Origin of the sequence: Salmonella sp. SJTUF15581, from assembly GCF_043356775.1 — a bacterium.
In the GTDB taxonomy this organism is placed as follows: Bacteria; Pseudomonadota; Gammaproteobacteria; order Enterobacterales; family Enterobacteriaceae; genus Salmonella; species Salmonella enterica.
Window position 1 is genome coordinate 1 of record NZ_JBEUJY010000003.1, and the last position, 10,799, is coordinate 10,799.

12 protein-coding genes, 1 tRNA gene and 1 pseudogene are annotated in these 10,799 nt (G+C 43.9%); 5 read left to right on the forward strand and 9 right to left on the reverse strand.

What is annotated here, in order from left to right; all coding sequences use genetic code 11:
* Positions 1-15: 15 nt before the first annotated feature.
* The 6 genes and pseudogenes from ABVN36_RS06785 to pagD form a co-directional block, all read right to left on the reverse strand.
* A protein-coding gene (locus ABVN36_RS06785) for an IS1 family transposase (RefSeq protein WP_223367361.1) occupies positions 16-713 on the reverse strand; the annotation gives its coding sequence in 2 pieces (ribosomal slippage) (positions 16-464 and positions 464-713; 699 coding nt in all).
* A gap of 36 nt (positions 714-749) precedes the next feature.
* Positions 750-1,070, reverse strand: a pseudogene (locus ABVN36_RS06790) (lipoprotein EnvF); the annotation flags it as partial.
* 489 nt (positions 1,071-1,559) lie between these two features.
* Entirely contained in the window at positions 1,560-1,799 is a 240-nt protein-coding gene (msgA, locus tag ABVN36_RS06795) for a virulence protein MsgA (protein WP_000497451.1), read from the reverse strand.
* A 190-nt stretch (positions 1,800-1,989) separates the two neighbouring features.
* Complete coding sequence (locus ABVN36_RS06800) at positions 1,990-2,511, reverse strand: RICIN domain-containing protein (protein ID WP_011233071.1); 522 nt, start codon at positions 2,509-2,511, stop codon at positions 1,990-1,992.
* A 418-nt stretch (positions 2,512-2,929) separates the two neighbouring features.
* Positions 2,930-3,142, reverse strand: coding sequence for a cold shock-like protein CspF (gene cspF / locus ABVN36_RS06805; RefSeq protein ID WP_001537306.1), 213 nt, complete (start codon positions 3,140-3,142; stop codon positions 2,930-2,932).
* 131 nt (positions 3,143-3,273) lie between these two features.
* The gene (pagD, locus tag ABVN36_RS06810; RefSeq protein ID WP_033903631.1) at positions 3,274-3,537 is read right to left on the reverse strand and encodes a virulence protein PagD; all 264 of its coding nucleotides are present in this window, start codon (positions 3,535-3,537) and stop codon (positions 3,274-3,276) included.
* 806 nt (positions 3,538-4,343) lie between these two features.
* Here pagD and pagC point away from each other — a divergent pair.
* A complete protein-coding gene (gene pagC / locus ABVN36_RS06815) occupies positions 4,344-4,901 on the forward strand; it encodes a virulence membrane protein PagC (protein WP_000789471.1) in 558 nt (185 codons plus the stop codon).
* Positions 4,902-5,306: 405 nt separating this feature from the next.
* A tRNA-Arg gene (locus tag ABVN36_RS06820) sits at positions 5,307-5,383 on the forward strand.
* Positions 5,384-6,137: 754 nt separating this feature from the next.
* Here ABVN36_RS06820 and ABVN36_RS06825 read toward each other — a convergent pair.
* Positions 6,138-6,482 (reverse strand): c-type lysozyme inhibitor, encoded by a 345-nt coding sequence (locus ABVN36_RS06825; RefSeq protein WP_000977722.1) that lies wholly within the window; start codon positions 6,480-6,482, stop codon positions 6,138-6,140.
* A gap of 702 nt (positions 6,483-7,184) precedes the next feature.
* On the opposite strand from ABVN36_RS06825, the gene ABVN36_RS06830 reads away from it, so the two are divergent.
* From ABVN36_RS06830 to ABVN36_RS06840, 3 genes are all read left to right on the forward strand, one after another.
* Positions 7,185-7,412: a hypothetical protein gene (locus ABVN36_RS06830; RefSeq protein WP_077905755.1), complete on the forward strand. Its 228-nt coding sequence runs from the start codon at positions 7,185-7,187 to the stop codon at positions 7,410-7,412.
* Positions 7,413-7,608: 196 nt separating this feature from the next.
* Positions 7,609-8,076, forward strand: coding sequence for an Hsp20 family protein (locus ABVN36_RS06835; protein ID WP_001218118.1), 468 nt, complete (start codon positions 7,609-7,611; stop codon positions 8,074-8,076).
* 338 nt (positions 8,077-8,414) lie between these two features.
* Positions 8,415-9,458: an exo-alpha-sialidase gene (locus ABVN36_RS06840; protein ID WP_023138636.1), complete on the forward strand. Its 1,044-nt coding sequence runs from the start codon at positions 8,415-8,417 to the stop codon at positions 9,456-9,458.
* An 82-nt stretch (positions 9,459-9,540) separates the two neighbouring features.
* Here the strand turns inward: ABVN36_RS06840 and ABVN36_RS06845 are convergent, their stop codons facing one another.
* Entirely contained in the window at positions 9,541-10,071 is a 531-nt protein-coding gene (locus tag ABVN36_RS06845) for a cytochrome b (protein WP_023138637.1), read from the reverse strand.
* A gap of 148 nt (positions 10,072-10,219) precedes the next feature.
* A complete protein-coding gene (locus ABVN36_RS06850) occupies positions 10,220-10,534 on the reverse strand; it encodes a TRL-like family protein (protein WP_000182479.1) in 315 nt (104 codons plus the stop codon).
* Positions 10,535-10,799 lie beyond the last annotated feature (265 nt).

Consider the following 10,799-nt stretch of genomic DNA (forward strand, 5'->3'; position numbering starts at 1 on the left):
GGTAATGACTCCAACTTATTGATAGTGTTTTATGTTCAGATAATGCCCGATGACTTTGTCATGCAGCTCCACCGATTTTGAGAACGACAGCGACTTCCGTCCCAGCCGTGCCAGGTGCTGCCTCAGATTCAGGTTATGCCGCTCAATTCGCTGCGTATATCGCTTGCTGATTACGTGCAGCTTTCCCTTCAGGCGGGATTCATACAGCGGCCAGCCATCCGTCATCCATATCACCACGTCAAAGGGTGACAGCAGGCTCAGAAGACGCTCCAGTGTGGCCAGAGTGCGTTCACCGAAAACGTGCGCCACAACTGTCCTCCGTATCCTGTCATACGCGTAAAACAGCCAGCGCTGACGTGATTTAGCACCGACGTAGCCCCACTGTTCGTCCATTTCAGCGCAGACAATCACATCACTGCCCGGTTGTATGCGCGAGGTTACCGACTGCGGCCTGAGTTTTTTAAGTGACGTAAAACCGTGTTGAGGCCAACGCCCATAATGCGGGCAGTTGCCCGGCATCCAACGCCATTCATGGCCATATCAATGATTTTCTGGTGCGTACCGGGTTGAGAAGCGGTGTAAGTGAACTGCAGTTGCCATGTTTTACGGCAGTGAGAGCAGAGATAGCGCTGGTGTCCGGCAGTGCTTTTGCCGTTACGCACCACCCCGTCAGTAGCTGAACAGGAGGGACAGCTGATAGAAACAGAAGCCACTGGAGCACCTCAAAAACACCATCATACACTAAATCAGTAAGTTGGCAGCATCACCGGGGCGTTAACGCTTTGTCGAATGAATGAATACCCGCCCTTGAAGAAACGGACTTCAATAATCGCAAGATTGGCTCCACCTTTTGCGTTGATATTGGCAATAGCTTTTTGCATTTCGGCTTTGTCGTAAAAGAACATTGATTGCTGGTGCTCTTTTTGCTGGATTTCTTGCATGTATTTCTCTTGATTTTTTTCAGCTTCCGCCATGGCATCTTTAACGTTATCACAGGCGCTAATTAGAGTTGCCGCGATGAAGGTAATCGGAAGTAAGAGATTTTTATATGTAACATGTATTTTATTCATGTGAAGTATTTCCCTTTTTTATATAAAATAGATAGTCTTGACTGGTCGAGACTATCCTGGAAACATAGTAATAATGCGTGTGCATATCTGCAGTAAGTTTTAGTTATGCTGGTTTTATTTCGGATTTTTACCTGTTACTTTTTGTTCGTAAATAGGTATTTTACGTATTGATGATAAGTTTAGAACCTATCCCAGTAGGCGTAATCGTTAAAGCCAGTTTGGCGAATAAAAGAGTCTAATGGGATAGGCTATTAATAAACAAAAAAACCAAACGTACTTTCAGAGTTCAGGCTGGAATGCGCATAGCTGATTGTTGATAAGGGCTACTCATACCGACAGGCCAGTGAAGCGATGAATGTCGGTTCCACATACCGGTCTGAGATATCAACAACAACATGTTCTGAGTGGTGGCGTTTGCGTTATATCGTCACAGACAGCGCCTCAGGGCGCTGTTTTCGATCGGATATGTCGCTTTCGCAGGAGGGGACGTTATTCGGCGACCAGCCACATATCAGCCTCTTCAAACATCTCTTCCAGCATACGGTGCAGCCGTTCTTTCTCGGTTTTTGTACAGTCACTGTTTAATGCGTTCGCCTGCATTGGCTTAACTTTCACTTGCGCGTCGGGAAAAAGTTGATGTACGCGTTTTGTGAGTTCATTGAGGATGATTTCGCGTGCGCCTGGCAAACCTTCAACATTTCGCTTGTCATAAACGAGTTCGACGAACATCGCCATTTCCTTTTTACTGGTTGGATGACCAGTATTTAAGCTGGGTATATAACTGGTGTCAAGGTTTAGCCGCCGTTTTGTCATCCTGACGTTGCGGACGTAAAGTAAATTGACCGCACGTGGAAGTAAAGGTCGCTAACCTGTTGTCGTGTCATGAGGTTAGCGGCTATCTCTTCACAGCGGTGTCCTGCTACCTGATGGTAAATTCCAGGGCGCGACTAAAATCGCAATCGGCCAACACAACAGGGTCGCCTTTTCTGACAATAATGCTATTTGTGCCCAGGCATTTTCGGCTCTGTTTCCCCTTAATTTTGTTATCATCAGTGAGCCAGCGCTGGTTATCATTACCCGTGCATGAATAAAGAATGATTGGTGTGCCTTCTTTTGTACCTTGTCCTGCGGCATCCAGACATTTCTCACCCTGCGTGATTCTGTCTCGGTGAAATGAGAAAAGCTGAGATTGCACATGCTTACACTCCCGCAGCGTCAAACGATTCTGTTGATCTGAACCTGTATCAAGGCACAGACCATCAGTTGTCCGAATTTGTTCCGCGTCATTTATGTAATAACCACCGGAATTAATTTGGTTTTGTGTAATGACCGGGAACGACAAATTAATACTATAAGGTGCGGGTAAGCCGTTCGTCGTACATCCACATAAAATAGAGGAGAGGCAGAGAACCAGTGTGGTTTTTCCTGAAAGCAAAGTCATTCAATTATTACCCTAAAAATAAATAGCGTTACAACTATATTGGCGATTTATACCCACTGAATATGACGTAGCATTGAGCGACAATAGAGATAATTCCGATAGAATCACATAAATACTTCGGTTAAATGCGCGCAGCCAGCCACTCCTGTGACGATGGGTATATAGCGTTAAATACTTTTGCAATATTAGATGCTATCACAGTGAAAAACGGCTGTACATTTCTTCACGTTAAACAAAGTGAGAAGGGGGGGGACACCCGATATATGATAAAAGAGGTCACAGGAGTCATTAGCAAAATAAATCCTTTAGATTTTCGCCACTGAAAACATTCTGCAGCCTTTCAGGCAAAGCCTCATAGCACAGACTGCGGAGGTATACGGGCTCGCTAAATTTTTCTGAAAAAATGCCGAGTGACGAATTATGAAAGATAAACGTTGGCGGCGGTAGGTCCGCGGAGGCCATTAATACGACAAAACTCAACGCGTATACCGGGGATAAGCGCTTCTGTTTCGTGTTGGCGACATGCTGAAATGTGGACCTGAACATCTTTGCGTCCATCGGAGGGGGTGATGAGACCTTTACCGCTCTTACAATCAAAGGTTTTGACAATTCCTGTCATTTTACGAGACAAACAAATTCCTTAATGGGGATAACGAGGCGCACTATACACGTCAGGAAAAATAATGCCAGCTATATTTGATGGCAATCAAGATTTCCGGATGGCTAAAAGTAGTCGTTCGGCACCATTGTAGATAAATAACATTATGTTCTGGAGAAAGTATTCCCTTTCCTGGCGTCGTTGGTTGGTGCGGACATCATGGGTTTTGTCGTCGGGCAGGATGGTGAACTAATCTGCCTGGCTTGCTTTTTATCAGTATTTGTAGGTGGTTGCGGGGTTTTACTACCAAAATCGTAGATAAAAATATCCCATGATGCCTGTTGTAAACCAAAACAATGGCCTGAACTGGCCAAAACATGGAATGAAAAAATAAGTAATGACCAAAGCATAAAAGCATGATGTCTCATAACACCTCCTGTTATATGTAATGACTTGTGAAGTTCATCTAATGAATTATGGAACGTCATTGGCATTTTTTATTCAACGAAGAGTTAACCACTCTTAATAATAATGGGTTTTATAGCGAAATAGACTTTTTTATCGCGTGTTCAATATTTGCGTCCGTTATTATTTTTCTGGAATGTAAACTCTCTCTCAACACAGGTGATATTTATGTTGGAATTGTGGTGTTGATTCTATTCTTATAACAAGAAATGTTGTAACTGATAGACATATTAAAAGATTAAATCGGAGCGGGAATAAAGCGTGCTAAGCATCATCGTGAATATGATTACAGCGCCTGCGATGGCATATAACCGTATTGTGGCTGGAGCGTCACGTGAGGACTGTGAAGCACAATGCGATATGTTCTGATTATATGGCGAGTTTGCTTAATGACATGTTTTTAGCCGAACGGTGTCAAGTTTCTTAATGTGGTTGTGAGATTTTCTCTTTAAATATCAAAATGTTGCATGGGTGATTTGTTGTTCTATAGTGGCTAAACACTTTATGGTTTCTGTTAAATATATATGCGTGAGAAAAATTAGCATTCAAATCTATAAAAGTTAGATGACATTGTAGAACCGGTTACCTAAATGAGCGATAGAGTGCTTCGGTAGTAAAAATATCTTTCAGGAAGTAAACACATCAGGAGCGATAGCGGTGAATTATTCGTGGTTTTGTCGATTCGGCATAGTGGCGATAACTGAATGCCGGATCGGTACTGCAGGTGTTTAAACACACCGTAAATAATAAGTAGTATTAAGGAGTTGTTATGAAAAATATTATTTTATCCACTTTAGTTATTACTACAAGCGTTTTGGTTGTAAATGTTGCACAGGCCGATACTAACGCCTTTTCCGTGGGGTATGCACAAAGTAAAGTTCAGGATTTCAAAAATATCCGAGGGGTAAATGTGAAATACCGTTATGAGGATGACTCTCCGGTAAGTTTTATTTCCTCGCTAAGTTACTTATATGGAGACAGACAGGCTTCCGGGTCTGTTGAGCCTGAAGGTATTCATTACCATGACAAGTTTGAGGTGAAGTACGGTTCTTTAATGGTTGGGCCAGCCTATCGATTGTCTGACAATTTTTCGTTATACGCGCTGGCGGGTGTCGGCACGGTAAAGGCGACATTTAAAGAACATTCCACTCAGGATGGCGATTCTTTTTCTAACAAAATTTCCTCAAGGAAAACGGGATTTGCCTGGGGCGCGGGTGTACAGATGAATCCGCTGGAGAATATCGTCGTCGATGTTGGGTATGAAGGAAGCAACATCTCCTCTACAAAAATAAACGGCTTCAACGTCGGGGTTGGATACCGTTTCTGAAAAGCATAAGCTATGCGGAAGGTTCGCCTTCCGCACCGCCAGTCAATAAAACAGGGCTTCTTTACCAGTGACACGTACCTGCCTGTCTTTTCTCTCTTCGTCATACTCTCTTCGTCATAATGACGCTGTACATAACATCTCACCAGCATAAGCACAGATAAAGGATTGTGGTAAACAATCAAGGTTGCTCAGGTAGGTGATAAGCAGGAAGGAAAATCTGGTGTAAATAACGCCAGATCTCACAAGATTCACTCTGAAAAATTTTCCTGGAATTAATCACAATGTCATCAAGATTTTGTGACCGCCTTCGCATATTGTACCTGCCGTTGAACGACTACTGAAAAGTAGCAAGGTATGTATTTTATCCAGGAGAGCACCTTTTTTGCGCCTGGCAGAAGTCCCCAGCCGCCACTAGCTCAGCTGGATAGAGCATCAACCTCCTAAGTTGATGGTGCGAGGTTCGAGGCCTCGGTGGCGGTCCAATGTGGTTATCGTATAATGTTATTACCTCAGTGTCAGGCTGATGATGTGGGTTCGATTCCTACTGACCACTTCAGTTTTGAATAAGTATTGTCTTGCAATCCTGTTACAGAATAATTTCATTTATTACGTGACAAGATAGTCATTTATAAAAAATGCACAAAAATGTTATTGTCTTTTATTACTTGTGAGTTGTAGATTTTTCTTATGCGGTGAATCCCCCTTTGCGGCGGGGCGTCCAGTCAAATAGTTAATGTTCCTCGCGAACCATATTGACTGTGGTATGGTTCACCGGGAGGCACCCGGCACCGCAATTTTTTATAAAATGAAATTCACACCCTATGGTTCAGAGCGGTGTCTTTTTACATCAGGTGGGCAAGCATAATGCAGGTTAACGTGAAAGATACGAGCAATAGCAGAAACCAGTGATTTCGTTTATGGCCTGGGGATTTAACCGCGCCAGAGCGTATGCAAGACCCTGGCGCGGTTGGCCGGTGATCGTTCAATAGTGCGAATATGAATGGTTACCAGCCGCTGCGAATTCTACCTGGGTCACTTAATAAAGCAAAACATTTAAACACTCAACAACGACAATTCAGACAGTTCGAACTTTTCTTTAAAAATAGGATTAACCATGTTTAAAAGTGGTTACTAATTAGCCATTATACTATGGTAGTGATTCACATATTCTTTAACGTTACGTTACAGGAAAGTTGAAGTGGAAATGCCTGATGAGCCTTCAGGCATTTCTTAAGGTTAGTTAGCTAAGGAACAGTTACTGAGAACAGGTTTATCATCACCTTCCACCAGTTCAGCCGTTTTGCCTTTGGTATAAAGTTTATAAGTATAATTTTTGTCTATGGCTTCGTAATTTGCTCCGGAGGCCATTTTCATTAACCGCATCGGGATCATCTCGTTTACCTGACTGATAATCGCATAGGCGTTTCCAGCCTCGGTGTTGACGTAAATCACCTCCATAACCTGGTTATCATTACAGGTGTATATAGATTTAGAAATCTCCTGCGAAGCTGCTATAGATGTGGAACTGGCGCTAAGCGCAGCGAGAAAGAGGGTAAATGGGATCAATTTACGTTTCATCATTAGTATCCTTTGTGCATAAAATTGTCGTTAATTCCCTGAAGAACGGGAGATAAAGCGGCATCAATACGATGAATGCTGTAGTATTCCTGTTTACTGACGAAAAGTGCGCCAGAAAAGCGTATTATAATTTATCCATCACTGACATATGTGATGAGTAGACAAATCTTAAAAGCATAAACTATAGGCTGCAAATCATTATGGTGCGATAGAAAATGATTGTCACCACTGCTCAATACTATGGCATAAAAACCGAAGAAAACGGTACTGTTCACTGTCTCGTTTCATACGGTATCTGTCAGTGAAACTATTTCTTCAAATGATGGTCTTTTTATTATCGATCAGATAATGGCATCAACAGGGGTTATTCAGGAGTATATGTGAAAAAGTGGCTTATAGGAGGGATATTGATCGCAAGTTTTCTGACCGGTTGTCTGATGTGGCACAACATTGATAAATGGTTTAATAAAGATATCGAATTTTTCTACGTCGGAGACGATAGCTAAAATTCCAGTCAGTTGGCAACGGGGGTCATATCTTCAGGTATGGCGCCCGGAGTAGCCGGGCGCAAATTGTAGGTGTATAAATGTCATTTCATTAAAATTTTAGCGACAACATGGACAGTCACTACCGCGTGCTAGCGGCCCTCTGAAGTCACAAGATGAATAAGCCAGTTTTTTGTTTCAGCGGTGACTGAAACATATTTTGTTCCTGGTGGGCTTACCGCCAGTTGCTGAAAAAGACAACGATGATGTAACTGTTGCAGAGATTGACGAATACGACGACCGTGAATTTTATTTTTGGCGACCATATTTCCTCCCAAAAGGCCGCCCGAAAGCGGCGCTGGGTTTGATAATGGAGAAGGGCGTTGGTCACTGCCATAACCAACCTGTATACACTAATGCAATTGATAATCATTATCAATTCTGCTGATGAAGAAAAATTGTAAAGATGAAGGGACAGCGGAAATGGCAATGAACGGGATGAGACTTTTCGTTAACCACTTAAATTCGTGACTAAAAAAAGCTTTTATAGGCTTGAAAATGTTTTTTCCGTCCCTATGTAGTCAGTGGACAAGCAATGCTTGCCTTGATGTTGAACTTTTGAATAGTGATTCAGGAGGTTAATGATGGCACTCAGAACCTTGTCAGCACTTCCCGTGTTTGCTGATTCTCTTTTCTCTGACCGTTTCAACCGTATTGATAGACTTTTCAGTCAATTAACAGGAGATACGCCAGTCGCTGCGACGCCAGCTTACGATCTGCAAAAGCGCGATGCGAATAACTATCTGCTTACCGTGAGCGTTCCTGGCTGGAAAGAGGAAGAGCTTGAAATTGAAACGGTTGGTGGCAACCTGAATATTACGGGTAAACACACTGAAGAGACGGTAGAGGATCAGACGCACTGGATTTATCGTGGTATTCGTAAGGCGGATTTCCAGTTGAGTTTTTCTTTGCCTGAACATGCTAAGGTGAATAATGCGAAACTGGAACAGGGCCTCTTGTTGGTCGAGATTTACCAGGAGATCCCTGAAAGCGAGAAACCGAAAAAAATTGCCATAGAAAGCAAACCAAAGGCGATTGAACACAAATCATAATCGCGTTAATGGAGGCCCGTTTAGACGGGCCTTCATTGCCTGTAGCGAAAAGTATCCCGTCATGCTTGTAGGCACAGATCGCTAAATATTATAGCCCTGACCTCTATATTATCCCGTGCCACTGACCTCGTCGCCATTGGACGGCGGTAAGTTGGAATTATCCGCGAGGTCAGTCCAATTTTTGTCCACTCTCGACATTCTGCCTGTTATGGGCGCGATATCTGAACATAAATTCGTATAGCAGTTCATCGTTTTCACCGCGTTGATGCTATTTCTGCTAACACTACTTTCATACATAAAAAAGCTGATGCTTTTTACCTTATTTAATAGAGGCAGGTATGAAATTAGCGCTCGTCAATCGGCAGGTCATTTTACCGGAAAGCAGAACCGAGTCCTTCCAGTGCCATGCCTCTACGCTTGTTCGCTTACCGTGCGGTACGCTCGTGGCCGCATGGTTCGCGGGGTTGCGCGAAGGAAGCGAAGATACAGCCATCTGGCTATCTCGCTATGAACATAATATCTGGACAACACCGCAGCGAGTGGCGGCACGCGAGGGGGAAGCGCACTGGAATCCGGTGTTATTTTACCCGTCGGATAAATTGTGGTTATTTTATAAAGTAGGCAGCGACGTACACGTGTGGAAAACCTGGTTTATCACCTCCAGCGATCGAGGATTTACCTGGAGTACGTCAGCTCCGTTGGTTAACGATGATATTTTGCCGCGCGGTCCCGTAAAAAATAAACTCCTGCTGGCATCAAATGGCGCCTGGATTGCGCCAGGGTCGATTGAAAGTCCTGAACGGTGGAGGGCATTTGTGGATCGATCCTCTGACGAAGGAAAACACTGGAATATCTCTTTTGTTCCGCTGAAGCCTGATAACGCTATTTCCGGGACAAACGTAGCGTTGTGGGATGGTGTAAAAAAGGGGATGTTGTGGGAATGTTGTCTGGAAAACCTCCTGCGCTGGGATGGCGTTATTCAGCCTACGCTGTGGGAGTCTTCTCCGGGGCATATCCATATGTTGTTACGAAGCACACGCGGGGCAATTTTTCGCAGTGATTCAATCGACTATGGCGCTACCTGGTCTGTTGCCCGCGCGACATCGTTACCGAATAATAATAGTGGTATCGATCTGGTTAGTATGCAGGACGGTACGCTGATTCTTGCGTTAAATCCGGTCAACGGCAACTGGGGAAAGCGCTATCCGCTTTCACTGATTGCTTCCCAGGATAATGGCGAATCATGGCTACCGCTACTGGACCTGGAAAGTGACCACGGTGAGTATTCTTATCCCGCTATTATTAGCGAGGGCGGCGTCGTACATATCACCTACACGTGGAACCGGAAAAATATCGTATATTGTCGATTACAAACGGTATAAGGCGCTATCAGTCGAAACCGATAGCGCTGGAATAATAATGCCTTGCCCGGCGTGCTCTCTCTCGCCGGGATGGCCGAAATAGTCATGATTTACCGGGTAACATCCTTGAAAATGTATCGTCTTTTTGTATGTAATGGTGAAACAACGCCGCTGCTGCATGCATGGCAATCAGGAAATAGCCGATATTGGCCAGCATTTCATGAATACGCTTTATATCCGATTTTAGGTTGCTATCTGGCGTCAAAAATACCGGTACAGTAAAACCAAAAAAGCTCCAGCTTTTCCCGCCTGACGCCATCATCGCGACGCCCAGCAGCGGTAAGGCGAGAAAAGTGAGATAAAGCGCGATATGCATTAATTTAGCGGCTACGTGCTGCCAGTGAGGAGGGGGAGGCGTAATGACTGGATCCGGGTATTTGTGTTTAAGATATAACCGTAAAAACATCAGCGCCCAGACCAGAACGCCCATATCATAGTGCGTGTCTTTCATAAACAGGTAAACGCTGGAGCCTTTTGGCGCCCACCCCCGTAACTCAATAGCAGCATATGCGATGCCTGTCAGGAGCAGTGTTAACCAGTGAAGCGTTATTTGCAGTCTTGAGAAATGTGCCATTATTATTATCCTTTATTAACAACTGCTTGTAGGGTATGCGTAAAATCTTAACAGAACCTTAAAGCGGGGGCTGAGTCGCAAGGAACAGACAGAGATAGCGGCACGTAAAATGGGATAAAAAGCCGGCGGCATCGCCGGCTTACTGTTGTTATTGTCCTCTTACGACAACACAGGTTTTACCATAAAACGGATATGAGCCTGTAGTTTCATAATCAACACTCGACACTAAAGAAATATCGCCCGCTTTTTTCGCTGAATCAATAGATGCGTCGCCGGTATTTACAATACCCAATACCGTTTGCGCACACGCTTTACCGGTTTTGGTTGCCGGGAGACTCGTGGCAGTAATTGGCCCTTTAACATCCGTATATAAGCCAATCCCTGTCGGTGATGGTCCTGTAGCACACCCCGTTAAAAGAGAACCAATAAAGATAATTGAAAAAATGTGTTTTTTATTTGTCATGGGATTAGTCCATTATAAATTAATAGAAAACTTACCGTCCGAAAATGTCCGGACAGTCATTTAAAAAGTGGTGTATATTAAATATGCGATATTACTCTTTGCACCCTCCTGTTGATGTCGTACCTGATGGACAAATATCCGTTGAAGCCGGATATATTCCCCATGCCATGTTTTTATAACTTGCGCATCCTGTCAGCAATGAGAACAGTACGGCTAAAAAAATCATCACGAGCCCTGGCGGCGTTAACATTTTTCGGTTGGACTC